Origin of the sequence: Algoriphagus sp. (assembly GCF_030694375.1) — a bacterium.
GTDB lineage: Bacteria > Bacteroidota > Bacteroidia > Cytophagales > Cyclobacteriaceae > Algoriphagus.
This window is the reverse complement of the sequence record NZ_JAUXYL010000043.1, coordinates 13,471-30,174: the sequence shown is the minus strand read 5'-3', so window position 1 is coordinate 30,174 and position 16,704 is coordinate 13,471. Positions and strand designations below refer to the sequence as shown.

General features: G+C 41.6%; 17 protein-coding genes. 6 read left to right on the top strand and 11 right to left on the bottom strand.

The features are described from left to right. Positions 1 to 425: 425 nt before the first annotated feature. On the bottom strand, positions 426 to 1,988 hold the full coding sequence (locus Q8M62_RS17930; RefSeq protein WP_304899028.1) for a vitamin K epoxide reductase family protein: 1,563 nt from the start codon (positions 1,986 to 1,988) through the stop codon (positions 426 to 428). A gap of 135 nt (positions 1,989 to 2,123) precedes the next feature. On the opposite strand from Q8M62_RS17930, the gene Q8M62_RS21595 reads away from it, so the two are divergent. Continuing rightward, a complete protein-coding gene (locus tag Q8M62_RS21595; RefSeq protein ID WP_371134688.1) occupies positions 2,124 to 2,387 on the top strand; it encodes a helix-turn-helix domain-containing protein in 264 nt (87 codons plus the stop codon). Between the two features lie 201 nt (positions 2,388 to 2,588). Here the strand turns inward: Q8M62_RS21595 and Q8M62_RS17925 are convergent, their stop codons facing one another. From Q8M62_RS17925 to lipB, 7 genes are all read right to left on the bottom strand, one after another. After that, the gene (locus Q8M62_RS17925; protein WP_304899027.1) at positions 2,589 to 3,719 is read right to left on the bottom strand and encodes an ATP-binding protein; all 1,131 of its coding nucleotides are present in this window, start codon (positions 3,717 to 3,719) and stop codon (positions 2,589 to 2,591) included. A 260-nt stretch (positions 3,720 to 3,979) separates the two neighbouring features. Continuing rightward, positions 3,980 to 4,609 (bottom strand): rhomboid family intramembrane serine protease, encoded by a 630-nt coding sequence (locus tag Q8M62_RS17920; RefSeq protein ID WP_304899026.1) that lies wholly within the window; start codon positions 4,607 to 4,609, stop codon positions 3,980 to 3,982. A 3-nt stretch (positions 4,610 to 4,612) separates the two neighbouring features. Continuing rightward, positions 4,613 to 5,599 carry a polyprenyl synthetase family protein gene (locus Q8M62_RS17915; protein WP_304899025.1) on the bottom strand — a complete coding sequence of 329 codons (987 nt, stop codon included), beginning with the start codon at positions 5,597 to 5,599 and terminating at the stop codon, positions 4,613 to 4,615. Next, on the bottom strand, positions 5,562 to 7,763 hold the full coding sequence (gene rnr, locus Q8M62_RS17910) for a ribonuclease R (RefSeq protein ID WP_304899024.1): 2,202 nt from the start codon (positions 7,761 to 7,763) through the stop codon (positions 5,562 to 5,564). Before rnr ends, Q8M62_RS17915 begins: the two co-directional genes overlap by 38 nt. A 49-nt stretch (positions 7,764 to 7,812) precedes the next feature. Beyond that, positions 7,813 to 8,565 carry a 3'-5' exonuclease gene (locus Q8M62_RS17905; protein WP_304899023.1) on the bottom strand — a complete coding sequence of 251 codons (753 nt, stop codon included), beginning with the start codon at positions 8,563 to 8,565 and terminating at the stop codon, positions 7,813 to 7,815. 11 nt (positions 8,566 to 8,576) lie between these two features. After that, positions 8,577 to 8,978: a hypothetical protein gene (locus Q8M62_RS17900; RefSeq protein WP_304899022.1), complete on the bottom strand. Its 402-nt coding sequence runs from the start codon at positions 8,976 to 8,978 to the stop codon at positions 8,577 to 8,579. Between the two features lie 213 nt (positions 8,979 to 9,191). After that, on the bottom strand, positions 9,192 to 9,908 hold the full coding sequence (gene lipB, locus Q8M62_RS17895) for a lipoyl(octanoyl) transferase LipB (RefSeq protein ID WP_304899021.1): 717 nt from the start codon (positions 9,906 to 9,908) through the stop codon (positions 9,192 to 9,194). A gap of 82 nt (positions 9,909 to 9,990) precedes the next feature. Between lipB and Q8M62_RS17890 the strand changes: the two genes are divergently transcribed. Together Q8M62_RS17890 and Q8M62_RS17885 are read left to right on the top strand one after the other, a co-directional pair. After that, complete coding sequence (locus Q8M62_RS17890) at positions 9,991 to 10,347, top strand: YraN family protein (RefSeq protein ID WP_304899020.1); 357 nt, start codon at positions 9,991 to 9,993, stop codon at positions 10,345 to 10,347. 10 nt (positions 10,348 to 10,357) lie between these two features. After that, positions 10,358 to 10,885 carry a YSC84-related protein gene (locus tag Q8M62_RS17885; protein ID WP_304899019.1) on the top strand — a complete coding sequence of 176 codons (528 nt, stop codon included), beginning with the start codon at positions 10,358 to 10,360 and terminating at the stop codon, positions 10,883 to 10,885. Here Q8M62_RS17885 and Q8M62_RS17880 read toward each other — a convergent pair whose 3' ends face one another. Next, positions 10,886 to 11,740 (bottom strand): hypothetical protein, encoded by an 855-nt coding sequence (locus Q8M62_RS17880; protein ID WP_304899018.1) that lies wholly within the window; start codon positions 11,738 to 11,740, stop codon positions 10,886 to 10,888. Positions 11,741 to 11,872: 132 nt separating this feature from the next. On the opposite strand from Q8M62_RS17880, the gene Q8M62_RS17875 reads away from it, so the two are divergent. The 3 genes from Q8M62_RS17875 to Q8M62_RS17865 all read left to right on the top strand — a co-directional run bounded on the left by Q8M62_RS17875 (position 11,873) and on the right by Q8M62_RS17865 (position 14,733). Then, positions 11,873 to 13,075 carry a pyridoxal phosphate-dependent aminotransferase gene (locus Q8M62_RS17875; RefSeq protein ID WP_304899017.1) on the top strand — a complete coding sequence of 401 codons (1,203 nt, stop codon included), beginning with the start codon at positions 11,873 to 11,875 and terminating at the stop codon, positions 13,073 to 13,075. 92 nt (positions 13,076 to 13,167) lie between these two features. Further along, positions 13,168 to 13,878 (top strand): glycosyltransferase family A protein, encoded by a 711-nt coding sequence (locus Q8M62_RS17870; RefSeq protein WP_304899016.1) that lies wholly within the window; start codon positions 13,168 to 13,170, stop codon positions 13,876 to 13,878. Positions 13,879 to 13,929: 51 nt separating this feature from the next. Then, positions 13,930 to 14,733 (top strand): DUF4422 domain-containing protein, encoded by an 804-nt coding sequence (locus tag Q8M62_RS17865; RefSeq protein WP_304899015.1) that lies wholly within the window; start codon positions 13,930 to 13,932, stop codon positions 14,731 to 14,733. A gap of 53 nt (positions 14,734 to 14,786) precedes the next feature. Here the strand turns inward: Q8M62_RS17865 and Q8M62_RS17860 are convergent, their stop codons facing one another. Further along, a complete protein-coding gene (locus Q8M62_RS17860) occupies positions 14,787 to 15,530 on the bottom strand; it encodes a glycosyltransferase family 2 protein (RefSeq protein WP_304899014.1) in 744 nt (247 codons plus the stop codon). An 82-nt stretch (positions 15,531 to 15,612) separates the two neighbouring features. After that, complete coding sequence (locus Q8M62_RS17855) at positions 15,613 to 16,401, bottom strand: glycosyltransferase family 2 protein (RefSeq protein ID WP_304899013.1); 789 nt, start codon at positions 16,399 to 16,401, stop codon at positions 15,613 to 15,615. Positions 16,402 to 16,704: the final 303 nt, after the last annotated feature.

Sequence of the window (16,704 nt, the reverse complement as noted above, 5' to 3'; positions counted from 1 at the left end):
AGGTTTTTATAGAACATCATCTATTAATACTTTCTTTGAGTTTCTTAATTTTAAATGTAATTTAGTGGATGAAGGGCCGTTATAATAACGGCCCAAATGTATTTTACTATATTTTATCAACACAAACCCCAGATTTATTTGGATCAGGTTTATCGCACGTACAATGACTATCACATTCTTCTTCATAATTGCAGCTCCACTTTCTACAATTAAACTCTCCAGATTCTGACCCACCATAAATGCTAGCCAATTGACTTCTTTGAAGCACCTCTTCGGAAGCGAGCTTCAATTTTCCTAGACTTAATTTTTTCATTGTTTTTTTGGTTTTAAAGTTTACTCATTCCCCAGACATTAAGGTCAGCCAGAGTCTCTGACCATTCATCGCGATTGAATATTTTGATTCCATTTTTTATATGGAAGAATTATTAGTCTAATAAGTATTTCAAATCCTCCACATGATACTCCTTGGGTAATTCATAGCCGTCAATAAAAAGAGTCGGGGTGTAAGCGATATCTTCTTTTTCACACCAATCCTCCATCAGTTTTACCATTTCTTCCTGAAGATTCAATTCTCCGTTTATCGGATACTTAGTAGCAAATTTCTCATAGTCCTTTTTCATAGTCCCATACCAATCGTCCAAAGCTTTACGTGTGTATTCTTTATTACCTTTCTTATCCACAGCCAAGAGATGTCGGATAGTTTTTTCTTTTTGCTCTTCCCCGCTCCCAGGTGTAAAAAGGATCTGAAGATCAATATTTCCAGTTTCAAAAAGACTTTCCAATATCGGATGTACCTTAGAGCAAGGTCCACAGTAGGGGTTGCATACCTTGATTACTTGATGTTTCGCCTTTTTTCCACTCATTACTATTCCAAGTCCCTGAGGTATGTTTTTTATTTTTCTGGATTGTGAAAGTGCTGCTTGAAAAAGTTTCTTATTGCTTTTAAGTTTTGCCAGTTCTCTCTTTGCCCTAAACAAGTCATCTTGGATTAGTAGCATGGGTTTTATCAACACCCCACTCAAAACGATCCCGGTGAACAGGAAAAGAAATAAGCTAATGGCAGAAATAGAAAGTCCAATTTCCCAATATCCTCCTTCCACAACCGTTACGACCTCTAGTATTAGAATTGCCTGGATCAATAGGCAGAACTTGCACCACTTCTTGATCACCATCCCCTGATAATAAAAGGAGTAGATCACCACCGGAATGGTTGACATACTTAACCAGCCTAAGAAAGTCGAGGAGGAAAGACCCAAGCTTACCCATAATCCAAAACCGGCAAAGAAATAAGCAAATGCCACCAGACCGGGATTAATTCGACCATCCAATAGCTGGAAGACCTTTGAATCCAGCACGGAATTGCAATCTACGCTCTTCCCGCCTGAACAAAATTTCTGAAGAGTAGGATTTTCCCTGTCTTGCTGATGCCATAGCAGAATACCCGAGATAGACAATCCCAGAAACTTGAGCAAAAAATAGAATAAGAACAATCCTGAAGATCCATACTCAACTAGACCAAGTCCAAGCCATAATAAGAGGCTAACTACGCCCAGCGCTACTAAACCTCGAATGATCCGCCGATCACGGATCTTTTGCCCGATTTCCGGTTCGGCGGCATCTTCCTTGGCTTCTGCCAGTAAACTCACGCCTGTCCACATCTTCAGGAAATCCAACCGGGATATATCCTTTTGCTTTCCTTTTTCATCAAATACGGAAACCATATTTTCAGAAACAGCCGTGATCACATTAAAGAAAGTACCATTAGCAAGCGATACCTGCACGATTCCCGGCGAAGGAAGCTCATCCAATCGCTCCGGACCCAGCTTGGCTGCTACAGATTCCACTCCATACTCCTCCAGGGTATCTGAGAGGGAAAGTAAGCTTGGATACTGGGGATGGGTGAGTATCTTTTCCTTCAGGAATTTCCCGGTGAATGGTACCTTAAGTGACTCCAGTAATCTCTTGCAAATGATCAAACAGTTTTCCATAAACTTTTATAAAAATTCAAATAAAATTTTGTCGTTTAAAATGAATGGATAAATTTGAAAAATACGAATTGTAAAGACTATACCGTATTTACTAAAATTCAGTAAATTTTTACTAAGCCAATTAACTTTTAACTTATGGAACTAGGTCATCATCTCAAGAGAGCGAGAGAATTCAAACGGATGAGTCAGCACGAAGTAGCGGAACTTTTGGGCATTGCTCAAAAAACTTTGTCCAATATGGAGAGTGGAAAAACCCAGCCTTCTGTGATTCAATTGGCAAAAATGGGTGAAATATATGGCCTGGATGTCCTAAAATTATTATCCGAAAATGGGATAAATTTTTCCCCCCCCCCCCCCCCAGAAATCTATCGGAAGCTGAAAAAGAACTTCAACAGCTGAAAGAAATGCTCGGGAAGATGATCAAAAAATGATAGTTCAGACCTTTGAGGTTTTAAAAAACCTCGAAGGTCTTTTTTTTACATCAGAACCATACACTATAAAGAATCCGATCTTACCATTCCATCAGGATTGCTAGCCAAAACCAGCTGGCGGAACGTAGGAAAAACTCAAACCTGATCTACTGAAAGATCCGATTTGGATCTACCTGACAAATCCCTCAAAGTTACTTCGACTCACGACATTCGTCTGATGATTGGGATAAGACTGAAGGAAGGATGCAGGAAATCGGACCTTTTTATCCTGCCATTTCAATTCAAATGCATGAAGGATTCCATCAGTTTCCTCGAGGTAATCAATCTCAGCCTGATCGTGGGTCCTCCAAAAGTAGCTGTTGACAAATCTTCCGGCATAGGTGTTAGCTTTCAACCGCTCTGAGATCAAGAAATTTTCCCATAAGGCACCTTTATCTACCCGCATTTCTGGCAAAGTGAAATTATTGATCAGTACGTTACGGATGCCATTGTCGAAGAAGTAATATTTCTTCCCTTTTTTGATTTCATTTCTCAAATTCCGGTTGAAGGCAGGAAGTTTGAAAATGACGAAGGCCTTCTCTAATAAATCCAGATACTTCTCCACGGTTGCGGTATCAATGTTTCCGATGATTTGGGCTAATTCATTATAGCTTACCTCACTGCCCACTTGAAATGCCAGAGCCTTTAATAGTTTTTCCAGATGGCTTGGTTTGCGGATGCCGTCCAACCTCAGTACATCTTTGTAGAGATAGCTTTGGGCTATTTCGATCAGAAGTTCTTTTTCTTTTCCTGGATTATTGACTACATCAGGATAAAATCCAAACATGAGACGAGTGTCCAACAATCGTTTGGCCTCCAAAGCAGAAGTGAGATTTTCTGTTTCCAAATAACTAATTGGATAGAGATGAAAGGTTCTCTTCCTGCCAGTAAGTGGCTCTGAAGTTTGATCTTGAAGATCAAATGCAGAGGAGCCTGTCACAATCAGCTGAATGTCAGGTCGATTGTCATAAATTAGCTTTAGTTTCTTTCCGATATCAGGAATTTGTTGGGCTTCATCAATGATCACTAATCTCGAATCTGAACCAATCAGGTGAATCAATTGGGTACTTGTCACGGCAGAAGTAAAAGCTTCCAAAATATCTGCTTCATCTGCGTTGAACCAGGTATAAGGTGAATTGATCTCTTTTACCAATTCTTTCAATAAGGTGGTCTTGCCGACCTGCCGAGCTCCCAAAAGGATGATTATTTTACCTTTGAAACAGCTTTGGATTAGCTTTTCTGATAGTTTGCGTTTGATCATTTCTGTAAATTGGAATTTAAAAATGCTTAATTTTTCGATTACAATCTAAAAAAAAGGCCTAATTTTTCGATTACAATCTAAATATTCGGCTTTCAGGGGGATTCCACCAGCCTAAACCACCTCAGACTAGCCAAACGAGCAGTCGATTGACCCTTTCCAAAAAAAACTAGTTGAGGTCGAAATAGAAGCAAAGCACCTGAAAGAAATGCTCGGGAAGATGATTAAAAAATAATCGTTCAGACCTGCTAGGTCTTTTTCTTTTAAAACAACCTAAAATCCTTAATCTGCTCCACAAACATCATTGCACTGGAAGGCGAAAGAATTAGGATAAAGATGATACCAAATATCGCCCCGTACAGGTGTGCATCGTGGTTGATGTTGTCCCCTCCCTGTTTTCCTTTGACATAAGAATAGATCAGGAAAAGAACGCCTAGAATGAATCCCGGCAGACAAATGATCCCGAAGAAGCAGATGTCCGACAAGGGCATCAAAATTATACTTGCAAAAACAGTTGCGGCCGTTCCCCCCGATGCACCCAAAGCCCGGTAATAACTGTCATCTTGGTGCTTTTTGTAAGTGGGTAAATCAGAAATGACTATCCCTAAAATGTAGAAAATCACAAACAGCACTCCCCCCAGTAACACGCCAAACTTGTACCGCAGGAACATTTCCACCACGCCTCCAAAGAAGTAAAAAGTGAACATGTTGAAAAGCAAATGCATGTAATCCTTGTGGATAAAACCCGAAAGGACAAATCGATCCCACTGGTTGCGATGCTTGATCCGATAGGGCATAAACATCCACCGGTCCATCATCTCAGGGCGGTTAAATGCAAGAATACTCGTGATCGCAGTGATTGCGATAATGATAACTGTCAGCGATAATTCCATGGCTTATTTTTCCCGGTGGATCAGGTCTTGAGTGATGGCGTAGAGTGCTTGGTAATATTCCGGATTGGAAAAATGAATGCTTTCCAGCTGCGCAAATCCGGCATCGAAATAGGAATTCATCTTCGCCTCGGTAAGCGATTTGATTCCCAGTTTTTCATAAAGTGCTCTGACGGCAGTTACTTTTTCTGCTTTGCCAAATTCTTTTAGCGCCAGCCAATAATTCAACTCTTCTGCATCTTTTCCTTTGGCAAGCTCCAATGCTTTGATCAAAAGGAATGTCTTTTTATTCGAAATGATGTCTCCACCGACCTGCTTTCCAAACTTGGCCTGATCGGCAAATACGTCCAACAAATCATCTTTTAGTTGAAAACCAATTCCAATATCAACTCCAAACTCATAAAGTTTATCCGCGTCCCCTTTTTCTGCACCGGCTAAAATTGCTCCGAGCTGCAAAGCAAAACCCAACAAAACCGCAGTTTTGAGACGGATCATGTTGAGGTATTCTTCTTCATGTACCGTTTCGTAGGCTTCGAAGTTCATATCGAATTGCTGTCCCTCGCAAACTTCTGCTGCTGTCTTGTTGAACAAACGGATGACTTCAGGAAGCAATTTTGGATCTGTCCCCAAAAGCAAATCATAGGCTCTTACGAGCATGACGTCTCCCGAAAGGATAGCAATATTTGCATTCCATTTTTCATGAACAGTAGCTTTGCCTCTTCGCAGTGGTGCCTGATCCATGATGTCATCATGCATCAGGGTGAAATTGTGAAACACTTCGACTGCGGCTGCCTGACTGAGGATTTCGGCTGGATTTTTTCCATAAAGTCCATACCCCAAAAGCGAAAGAAGCGGTCTGATCCGCTTCCCTCCAAGGCTCATGATGTAAGTTATGGGTTCGTAAAGTTCCCGGGGTGATTCTCCGTAACTGTGGGAGGTAATATGATCCTCAAGCTTAATTAAAAGGGCGTGAGCGAGGCTTTTTTCTGTCATTATCTGCAAATTCCAAATCGATAGTTCTTCGGTCAATGTCGGTTTTAACCACTCTGACCATCACTTTGTCTCCCAAAGTGATCATTTTTTTATTTTTGCTGCCAATCAGTCGCATATTTCTCTGGTCGAATTCATAGTAATCGTCATCCATATCCTGAACTCGGATCATTCCCTCGCATTTGGTTTCGGTGATTTCTACGAAAACTCCCCACTCGGTCACGCCGGCGACAATACCATCGTAATCCTTCTGCTCGGCAAGAGACATAAATTCCACCTGCTTGTACTTGATGGAAGCGCGTTCTGCATCGGCAGCTCGCTTTTCACGCTCTGAGGAATGAAGACACTTTTGTTCCCACGACTCAGCTTCAGGAGATTTGCCTCCATCGAGATAATGTTCCAAAAGTCGATGAACCATCATATCCGGATAGCGACGAATCGGGGAGGTGAAGTGGGTGTAATGTGCGAAGGCCAACCCAAAGTGACCTTTCGGCTCCGTAGTGTATTTGGCTTTGGCCATACTGCGAATCGCCAATTGCTCCAAGACATTTTGCTCAGGCTTACCTTGGATTTCGTCCATCAGTTTATTTAGTGCTGTGGAAATTTTCTGGACATTGGTCACATCCATTTGATGACCAAAGCGCTTTGCAAAGCCGGAGAAAGTCTCCAATCGATCCAAATCCGGGCTGTCGTGTGTACGGTACACGAAGGTATCCATGCCATTATTTTTCTTGAAAATGAATTCAGCCACATACTTATTGGCCAAAAGCATGAACTCCTCGATCAGCTTGTGAATGTCTTTTCGCTCTTTGACAAAAAGTCCAAGTGGCTTACCGGCCTCGTCCAATTTGAATTTGACTTCGACGGTTTCAAAGTTTACCGCACCCTGATCAAACCGCTTCTTTCGGACCATTTTTGCCAAGTTATTGAGCAAAGTCAATTCTTCAAAGAAGTCTCCGGCTTGATTGTCGATGCATTCCTGAGCTTCTTCGTAAGCGAATCTTCGGTCAGAATGGATGACGGTTCTCCCAATCCAATGCTTGAGTACGTTCGCATTCCGATCCAGTTCAAATACGCATGCAAAAGTTAATTTGTCTTCGTTTGGTCGAAGGGAGCAAAGTCCATTACTCAATCGCTCCGGAAGCATCGGAATCGTCCGATCTACCAAGTAAACCGAAGTGGCCCGGTTGAAGGCTTCTTTTTCCAAAGCAGTCTTTGGCTTTACATAATGCGTCACATCAGCGATGTGAACCCCAACTTCCAAGTTGCCGTTTTCCAACTCGCGATAGGAAATCGCGTCATCAAAATCCTTGGCATCAGCGGGATCAATCGTGAAGGTCAGTACATCTCTGAAGTCCTTTCGGGCTTTGATTTCCTTTTCTGTGATCTTTTCTGAGATCTCATTTGCCTCAGCGTCCGGCTCCTGAGGATACTCGAACGGAAGCCCGAACTCCGCCATGATGGAGTGGATTTCCACTTCGTGCAATCCGGCTTTCCCAAGGACCCGGATGACTTTGCCGGTAGGATTTTTATCATCTTCCCGCCATTCGGTGAGTTTGACGATTACTTTTTCATTGTGCTCAGCACCCATGAGTTCGCCACGATGCACGAAGATATCCTTGTGCATTTTTTTGAAATCCGGTACTACGAAAGCAAAGCGGGGGGAAATCTCCACCCGCCCGACGAATTCGTCTCGGCTCCGTTCCATGACTTCAAGCACTCGCCCTTCTGTCCGGCCGGTCTTTCCTTTCAATGGAAAAAGCATCACCCGAACTTTATCTCCATCAAGCGCCTGCTTGAGGTCGGCATCTTTGACCAAAATATCGCCTTCTGCGACCTCTGGGTTGTCTGGGATAATAAATGCAAATCGGGGATTTACAAAATCCACGGTTCCTGTGATGAAGGAAGGATCTTTGGTTGAGCTGAAATAGTTTCGTGAATTTTTGGATACAGCTCCGGAATCAACAAGTTGCTGGAGAATCGGTTCGACCCCGCCTTTTAGTAGGGAGTCGCGGATTTCCAGCTTTTTGGTAATCTGTTTGGAGTTGAATTCTTCTCCATAGTTGGAGTCTAAAAATTGGAGTATTCGACGTGCCAAGTTTGCGGCATCATCGGATGGTCTTCTAATTTTATTTTTTGAGTTTTTTCGTTCTGGTTTTCTTCCCATGATTTGGGGTGTTTTTATTCAATGTAAAAAGATTTAGACGCCTTCGTCATTAATCTTTGTGATCTTTTTTTGATTCTTCTGAATGGACGATTTCAATTTCCAATTCATCGGATTGTGGATGCATGGCCATGTAGATGCGTGCAGTCACTTCTACATCCCGGAGGCAGTATTTTTTGATTTTTCCGAGGTCATTTTCGTGATAAAAAACCGTGTTGACCTGACTTCCATCGATTCCGTCCTTCGAGGTCGGTATTCCGAAAACCGCCGCTAATAGCTCCAAGCGGGTATAATGCTTGTAATCGCCAAATTTCCACAGTTCCATGGTGTCCAAATGACGCACTTCCCAAGGTTTTTTGCCGGCTATCAGAAGCGGTTCAGGCAGAGGGATTCCCTGAATCAGCATTCTCCGGCAGAGATAGGGGAAATCAAATTCTTTTCCGTTGTGTGCGCAAAGCAGCCACTTTTTCTTGTCTAATAAGTCTTTTAATGCCAAAAGAAGTTCCCGCTCTTCGGAATCTCCGAATATCTTGGATCGGAAGACCAGTTTTTTATCCTTCTTTTTGGATTGGAAAAAACCGACTCCGACGCAAATGACCCGGCCAAATTCCCCGTGAATTCCCGCCCGATCAAAGTACAAGGAGCCGGGTTCGACTTCTTCGGAGTTGTCCATTCGGATCAAGCGTTCTTTTTTGATCCATTCTTCCTGAAGCCGGGGATCAAGCTCCTCAAATTTTTCAGTCAGGGAAGCAGTCTCAATATCTAAAAATAAAATGTCGCTGAGATGATCAAAAAAGTCCGCCATTTGGTCAAAGTTTAGCTGTGAAGGATACCCTCCAACCCCAGTTCAGGGATTCTGTGGAGGTTGGCAGGATCAAAACTGCCCGGAGTAAAGATAAACTTTTTGTCAAAAATCTGATCCAGAATGTAATAGCTAACCCAAAATTCATTAGTCAAATTAAAGACAGCCGGATCAATGGATTCTACTTTAGCAATAGATTCTGGCCCAAGTTCCTCGATCATGTGACGGAGCGTGGAAGTCTGTCTTTTTTCTCCATCCAGAATTCCGTAACCTTTGGAAGTGATCATGATAGTTTTCAATTCGATCAGATTCAGATTGATAATGTAGACATTCCACTCAATGCCGTTTGGGGTTTCGCTTTTTGCGATGGCCAGTTTTACTCCTGTTACCGGCGAAAAATCGATGTCTTTTTTCATTTTTCTACTATAAATCTATCTCTAATTATCTCACTAAACCTATCTCCATTTATCTAATACCTCTAGTAGGCAGCGCCCAGTTTATCTCTATGTTATTTCGCGCAGCATATCTCTTATCTCCATCTATCTCCTACCTCCGGCAGGCAGGCGCGAAGCGTATTTCCATCTATTTTGCGCAGCATATCTCTATTTATTTCGCGTAGCATATCTCTTTTAAATTATCTCCATTTCAAAAAGTTCGGCTAGGTGTTTTTTGACCCTGTTTTTGGCGTCTCTTTCATCTACCGACTTTCCCAATTCTAAATGAAGCGAAGTCACGGCTTTGTCGTCGATTCCGCAGGGAATGATATGACCAAAGTAGCTGAGGTCCACGTTCAGGTTAAACGCAAAACCATGCATCGTCACCCAGCGGCTGGACTTCACGCCCATGGCGCAAATTTTTCGCGGATTTTCCTGCTTGACATGATCTAGCCAAACTCCAGTCAATCCATCTATTCTCCCGGCTTCCACTCCGTAATCGGCTAAAGTCAGAATGATCGCTTCCTCCAACAGTCGAAGGTATTTGTGGATATCAGTGAAGAAATTGTCGAGATCCAGAATTGGATAACCCACCAATTGCCCCGGTCCGTGATAGGTGATGTCACCGCCCCGATTGATTTTGTAATAAGTAGCTTGATGCTTTTCCAGTCCCGATTCATCCAAAAGCAGGTTTTCAGGTTTTCCGCTTTTCCCCAAGGTATAGACATGCGGATGCTCGACAAAAAACAGAAAATTGGGTGTGTCGACCTGTTCTTCTGATGGAAGATTCCGGTTTTTGATTTTGAGAGCTACCGTTTCTGCAAATATTGACTCTTGATAATCCCAAGCCTCTTGGTAATCCATGTGGCCGAGATCTCGGAATTTTACGGTTTTATTGATATTTTCGTTCATCTGATTTCCTTTCGGAACTCACTTTTAACAGCTTGAATTGCTGGAGCGTTCTTTCGATTTTTCAAAATTAATCAAATAAACCATGGCTGAACATAATGATACCGGAAGACTGGCCGAGCAACTAGCCGCAGACTGGTTGGTCAGTAAGGGTTACGAACTACTTGATACTAATTATCGACACCAGCATGCGGAAATTGACTTGGTGATGCAGCACAAGGGATTGCTGATTTTTATTGAGGTGAAATTCCGGTCAGGAACGGGTTTTGGCTATGCGGAGGAGTTTGTGGATGCTACCAAAAAGAAGCTTTTGGTCAAGGCGGCCGACCATTACATTTATGAAAAAGATTGGCACAAAGACATCCGTTTTGACATTGTGGGCGTTTACAGAGATCGAAGTGGAACGGTTAATTTCAGGCACTTCGAAGACGCATTTTACTAAACCAATTATCATGAAAAAAATACTTATTGCTATACTGCTTGGCTTTGCGGTTAGTTATTCTTTTGCCCAAACGGAAGAAAAGGATGAAAAAATAATAGCAGATTCAGAAGCCGCCAAAGTGGCTTTCCTTAAAGATGATCCGGATATGAATTCCTTTTTTGAGGATTCCTATGGATACATCATTCTTCCTAATGTTGGGAAAGGTGGATTTGGAATCGGCGGCGCAGCAGGAAATGGTGTTGCTTTTGAACAAGGGACTCATATTGGATTTGCTCGAATGACCCAATTGACCATCGGATTTCAGGCAGGTGGTCAGGCCTATAGTGAGGTGGTTTTTTTTCAAACCAAAGAAGCCTTTGACCGATTCAAAGAGGGTAAAATCGAAATGGCTGCACAGGTATCAGCTGTTGCTGCGGCATCCGGAGCTTCGTTAAATGCCGAATATATCGAAGGAGTTGCTGTCTTCACCAGAACCAAAAAAGGCTTGATGTATGAAGCTTCTGTAGGAGGGCAACAGTTTAAATTCCGGGAAAAATAATCAATTGCCTTTGCGATAAACCAGATTGCCGTCTTTATCCCATTCCGCTCGTATGTACGGGCGAAAATTTTTTGTATAAGGTTTTTCCTGATATTGGATCTCCCGTTTTCGGATTGCTTTTGTATTATTTGTATCCCAATATTCGGTCCATAACCCTACCTTTTCACCGTATTTATATTCACCTGTGACAGCGATCTGTTGATCCTCGTGGAAGTAAAAATAATTCCCTTCTGCCAGGCTGTACTGGATAGGGATGATTTCTTCTATTGATTTTGAGGCTTGGTTGTAATAAGAGATTCGCGATTCACGAGGCCAACCTTCTGAAAAGTGATTTTTATCCTGAAGCACGTTTTTGTCATCAAACAGCATCCAAGTCTTGTGTTTTGTACCGTAATAAAACATTCCGCTTTCGACTACGGTCTCGTTTACTATCCGTTCATAGGGCCCATGAAGCAAGTATCCGTTTCCTTTTGAATAACCTGAAGTTTTGATACTTCTTTCTTTGGAATCATACCAGTACACATCCCGGATGTAGGGATCGGGATTTCGTTCGGCATCTGTGTAGTTGAAGTATTCATAATAAGACTGACCTCTCAGTTCCCGCCGGGTAAAGCCCTTTTGAGTCTTGATCCCTAACCAGATATTTTTCTTGGCCTTTTTCTTTTTTTGCTTCTTCTCTTCTTTTTCTTTTTCCTCGTCAAAAAGTAGCAAGGGAGCAACGGAAGGTAATAGTGCGGAATTGACCACACCTGTAGAATCAGGATCGGATTTTTCTCCCGTGTTTTTCTTTTGGGCAAAAGCCATTTTGCCGGAAACAAATATTAGGATTAGTAAAACAGTTAATCTCCTGCTCATAGAATGAAAAACGGTAGTTATTGCCAACTATTTTATCCAAAAATAACATTAAAGCATCAATTTTGCCGGATTGTTTAGATTTTATAATCTTCTGCCTATTTTTGAGGAATTTGTAAAAAAATCCCACAAAAAATGAATTCTATTCTATCAGACCGAGTACTGAATATGGAAGAGTCAGCCACCCTGGCCATGGCAAAAAAAGCCCGGGAACTGAAATCTCAAGGTATTGACATCATCAGCCTGAGCTTGGGCGAGCCGGATTTTAAGACGCCTCAACACATTCAGGATGCAGCAAAAGCTGCAATTGATGAAGGAAAATACTTTTCTTACTCGCCTGTGGCAGGCTATCAGGATCTGAGAGAAGCGATCGCGAAGAAGCTTAGAGAAGAAAACGAAATCACGGCTGCAAAAGCAGAAAACATTGTCGTTTCCACCGGAGCAAAGCACTCGATCGCCAATGTGTTCATGTGCCTGATCAACGAAGGCGATGAAGTGGTAATTTTTTCTCCGTATTGGGTGAGTTATGCCGAAATTATCAAGTTGGCAGGCGGAGTTCCCATCCTGATCGAAGGAACTTTGGAAAATAACTTCAAAGCGACAGCTGCACAATTGGAAGCAGCTGTAACGCCTAAAACCAAAGCAGTGATCTATTCTTCACCGTGTAACCCTACCGGTTCTGTTTTCTCCAAGGAGGAATTGGAAGCGATAGCCGAAGTGGTCAAGAAGCATCCAAGCATGATGGTGATTGCAGATGAGATCTACGAACTGATCAACTTTGTGGGTAGAAACTACAGCATTGCTTCTTTTCCGGGTATGTTTGAGCGCACGATCACAGTAAATGGCTTTTCTAAGGGCTATGCCATGACAGGTTGGAGAGTGGGCTACATCTGCGCTCCACTGGAAATTGCCAAAGCTTGCGAAAAAATCCAGGGTCAATTCACCTCAGGAGGAACAGGCATCGCTCAGCGTGCTGCATTGGCTGGGATTTCCGGCGATCAAGCTCCCTCAAAAGCCATGGCAGAAGCCTATCTCAGAAGGAGAAATTTGGTTTTGGGCTTGATCCAAGATATTCCCGGAATCAAAACTCATGTACCCGAAGGAGCTTTCTACTTTTTCCCCGATGTGAGTGCCTTCTTTGGCAAGTCCGCACACGGCTATGATGTGAAAACTGCTGACGATCTTTGCCTGTACTTGTTGGCTATCGCAAATGTTTCTTTGGTGACTGGAGAGGCATTTGGGGCACCAAGCTGTATTCGTTTGTCTTATGCTGCTTCCGATGAGGAATTGGTAGAAGCGATGAAAAGAATTAAAAAGGCCTTAGGCGAACTTGCCTAATTCCAACCTGAAATAAGAACTGGCCCGGATGAAAGTTCGGGCTATTTTTTTGCCTTGACAGAAAGGATTAATTTTGACCAAAATCACAATTCATGGCTGAAGTACTGGTGATCACTCCGGTGAAAAATTCGATCGAAACGACATTAGATACGGCTAGAGCAATTGCCGCCTCAGACGTTTCGGTCCGACATATTATTTTTAATGATTTCAGCACTGATGAAACGAAAGCCAGCCTCGAGGAACATAAATCCAAAATTGGCTACGAACTGATTCACATTGAAGAGCTGACCGATCATCCTTCGCCAAATTATAAATTGGTTTTGCAAACTGCTCAAAAGATAGCTCTGGAAGCAGGATTTCCGCTTTTGGTAATCGAATCAGATGTAGTTGTGAAGCCGGACACGATTTCCAGTTTGCTTTCTCAGCAAAGAAAAAATGCAAAATCCGGGCTCGTTGGATCCGTCACTGTGGATGAAGCAGGAGTGGTTAATTTTCCTTACTTGAAATTTAAAGGCGTAAAACAACCGGTAATTCATACACAACGGAGCCTGAGTTTTTGTTGCACGTTGTTCACGTTGGATTTTTTAAAAAGCTATGATTTCATGGGCTTGGATGCAGCCAAGGATTGGTACGACACGTTTATTTCGAAAAAATCAATTGAATTGGGCTTTGAAAACACGGTGCTGATGAATGCTCCGGTTTGGCATCGACCGCATGCAAGTCGGCCCTGGAAGCAACTGAAATACTCGAATCCGCTGAAATATTACTTTTTGAAATTCTGGAAGGGGTTGGATAAAATTTGATTGGAATCGGGTTTTAAATTCGAATCGGGAGATCTTGAAAAAGCTATGGAAATGCTTGAATCGATAAAATTATATATTCTCTACTATAAGTCAGGCACTATACTGCCTCTGGGTAGGATATACGAACCCTTACTCTGCGGAAATGGAAAGGGGATAGAAGACTTCCCATATTTGAGAGATGATACCGGTATTCAGATTTCTGCAAAGAATGAGTTTTATAGCGAGTTGACCGGGATTTATTGGGTGTGGAAAAACACCAGTCAAGAAATCACAGGTTTTTGTCATTATAGGAGGTATTTTACCTGTCGTCAGGAGCCTTGGTATTATCGCTTAAAGTATTTTTTGACGCATCCATTTAAAGTCCAGCGTGGCCCCAATCCCCTGATATATGTCAATAATGTCAAAAAGTACACGGATTGGATTCTAAATCAGAACGAAGCTGAGAGCATTCTTGAAGAAAATGATATTATCCTTCCGAGAGCGAGAGTTTTTAGGTATTCTTTAAAAAAACACTACCACAAGTACCATTCTGCCGTCGATCTTGAGCTGATTGAGAAGATCCTGGCAGAGAGTCATCCTGAATATATCTCCACTTGGCATAAGGTTCTCGATGGAAATGTTATGTATGCCAATAATATGTTTATCCTGAAATCATCCCTTTATCAGGAATTTATGGCGTGGTGGTTTGATGTTTTATTCCGTTTTGAAAGTCGCACAGACTTGGAATCCTATATTGGCTACCAGAGAAGAATTCTTGGGTTTCTTGGAGAAAGGTTGTTGACACTTTGGGTTATTCATAATGGTCTTAAAATAAAAGAATTACAACTTTTGTATTTCAAAAAATTAAAAAAGTAAAGCTTCCGTCCTAGTTTAAAGCTGTTAGGACTTTTTTTGTCTAGGCTTAAGATTTAGATGCCAAAAATCTTGCACAAATTGGCACCCAATCGTTTTAAGCCAATTTTGAGAGTTTTCACCCATTCTTTTTCATTTATTTTGAATCGGATTTTCCGATGATCTCCTAAATGTTTTACATAACCATTCACTAAAATCACGCCTCGAAACTGGTATTTGTGAAAATACTCGTTGCTAAGATCGATTTCATCGGGCCAGTTGGCATAGGGCTTAATCAATTCATAATCTTTGGTGCGGCGCAGTCCGGGATTAAAGGTAAACCCATGGAAGCCTCCCTGAAATCCTGTCTGCAAGTATTTGAATTGAATTCCGTCCGTTGTCTGGAATATTTCCGATTCCAATGGGTGATTGTTGGTGTCGTTTTGTTCGCGAAGCCAGACATTGATTACTTTTTCTTTTTCAAGCAAAACCGATAACGATTTTTCGATGAAACCAGGTTTGTAAAAAAGCCAGTCATCTTCGCAGTGAAAAATAAATTCAGTTTTCACATGGCTGTAGGCCCTGTCAATACTACGGAGCTGACCTAGTTGAGGGTCGTTATATAAGACCTTGAATTTTATTTGGGGGAATTTCCGCAGAACGTTATTCAGCTTATCGATGTCCGGACTATCTTCAATGATGATGTATTCTTCGATCGGATATGTGTTGTACTGCAGGAAACTGTGAAGCGTTGGCTCCAGTAGATCGAAGCGTTTACAGCTTGTTAAAACGAATGTTATTTTTGGGTGGCTAGAAGACATTTTCCCGATGTAAGTGTTAGATTTTCCGATTAGTCGCTATTCTGTCAATTAGTAAATTATAAAAAGTCTTTTTTTTGATTTATTACCATCGCTTCTTCCTGACAAATTTGTCATAAGCCCACCCGATGATTCCTTGAGGGGAAGGTTTAAAAACATTTTCGGAGTTGGATAAATTTTTATAATATTTCTTTTTAATCAATTCTTTTTCAGTCAAATAATGCTTCCCAAATTTATTCTGAATATTAAATTGGCTCAATCGTTTTTTCAATTGGTCGAAGCGGTCTAAAAGAAAATCAAGTTTCAAGCATTTGTAATGAAGTAACTTGATGTCGTCTTTTCTGTAAAATTTCAGTTTGCCGGTAGGGTAACATTTGTGACAACCGGCTTTATAGTTGATTTCATCAATCATATTAGGATTAAATATGATGCATTTTCCAAGTAGCCTGTTGTCTTTAATGCCTGAGGTTATTTCCAGCAGACTATGCTCCGGATAGTCCTCTGCATACATATCAAATCCATGAGGTTTAATAATACTAACGCCGTGCTTTTTAAGTTCATCCAGCTTTACAATCAAATCTGGATGGTATAGTATTTCATCCACATCGCAGACAATGACCCAATCGGCTTTACCTCGGCTTTCTTTCCAGATGTTGTTTTTGATCTGAATATAAATATCATCCCGTATTTCCCCATTCGACGAATAGTTTCTGACTTCTGCGTTTTTATACGAGCGAATAATTTCGGGAGAGCGATCATCCGATTCATTATCCAGGAAAATCATTTTTTCGCAGATCGGAGAATAATAATCAAGAACATAGGGGAGTAGTTTCTCCTCGTTCCAGCAGATTGAATAATAATGAACTATGCTCATGAAAAGTAAACTATTGAATTGATCTCAAAAGTAGAAAAATTATTTAGGGTCTGCCGTGAAAAGATATAAAATGGTCTAACCTTGAAATGAGATTCGGTGAAGTCATTTTACAAATTAAAAGTACCCCGATCCTTGTCGAAGTTCTTTTAGTTTGGGTTTTTTCCCTTCCTGCAATGTATTTAACCAAATCTTTAACTTTTGAATTTTATCAGTATCCGCAATTCTGCCAGTAAGGAAAAATGAACTGGGAAAATGGTGCCTAATCGTCCACACCTGTCCACCGTGGTGGAGACGACTGTCAAC

Coding starts and splice junctions, on each gene's coding strand:
- Q8M62_RS17880 (WP_304899018.1), bottom strand. CDS start 11,740: ATGAGCAGGAGATTAACTGTTTTACTAATCCTAATATTTGTTTCCGGC.
- Q8M62_RS21595 (WP_371134688.1), top strand. CDS start 2,124: ATGGAACTAGGTCATCATCTCAAGAGAGCGAGAGAATTCAAACGGATG.
- Q8M62_RS17930 (WP_304899028.1), bottom strand. CDS start 1,988: ATGGAAAACTGTTTGATCATTTGCAAGAGATTACTGGAGTCACTTAAG.
- Q8M62_RS17860 (WP_304899014.1), bottom strand. CDS start 15,530: ATGTCTTCTAGCCACCCAAAAATAACATTCGTTTTAACAAGCTGTAAA.
- rnr (WP_304899024.1), bottom strand. CDS start 7,763: ATGGGAAGAAAACCAGAACGAAAAAACTCAAAAAATAAAATTAGAAGA.
- Q8M62_RS17905 (WP_304899023.1), bottom strand. CDS start 8,565: ATGGCGGACTTTTTTGATCATCTCAGCGACATTTTATTTTTAGATATT.
- Q8M62_RS17855 (WP_304899013.1), bottom strand. CDS start 16,401: ATGAGCATAGTTCATTATTATTCAATCTGCTGGAACGAGGAGAAACTA.
- lipB (WP_304899021.1), bottom strand. CDS start 9,908: ATGAACGAAAATATCAATAAAACCGTAAAATTCCGAGATCTCGGCCAC.
- Q8M62_RS17900 (WP_304899022.1), bottom strand. CDS start 8,978: ATGAAAAAAGACATCGATTTTTCGCCGGTAACAGGAGTAAAACTGGCC.
- Q8M62_RS17885 (WP_304899019.1), top strand. CDS start 10,358: ATGAAAAAAATACTTATTGCTATACTGCTTGGCTTTGCGGTTAGTTAT.
- Q8M62_RS17925 (WP_304899027.1), bottom strand. CDS start 3,719: ATGATCAAACGCAAACTATCAGAAAAGCTAATCCAAAGCTGTTTCAAA.
- Q8M62_RS17915 (WP_304899025.1), bottom strand. CDS start 5,599: ATGACAGAAAAAAGCCTCGCTCACGCCCTTTTAATTAAGCTTGAGGAT.
- Q8M62_RS17920 (WP_304899026.1), bottom strand. CDS start 4,609: ATGGAATTATCGCTGACAGTTATCATTATCGCAATCACTGCGATCACG.
- Q8M62_RS17890 (WP_304899020.1), top strand. CDS start 9,991: ATGGCTGAACATAATGATACCGGAAGACTGGCCGAGCAACTAGCCGCA.
- Q8M62_RS17865 (WP_304899015.1), top strand. CDS start 13,930: ATGCTTGAATCGATAAAATTATATATTCTCTACTATAAGTCAGGCACT.
- Q8M62_RS17870 (WP_304899016.1), top strand. CDS start 13,168: ATGGCTGAAGTACTGGTGATCACTCCGGTGAAAAATTCGATCGAAACG.
- Q8M62_RS17875 (WP_304899017.1), top strand. CDS start 11,873: ATGAATTCTATTCTATCAGACCGAGTACTGAATATGGAAGAGTCAGCC.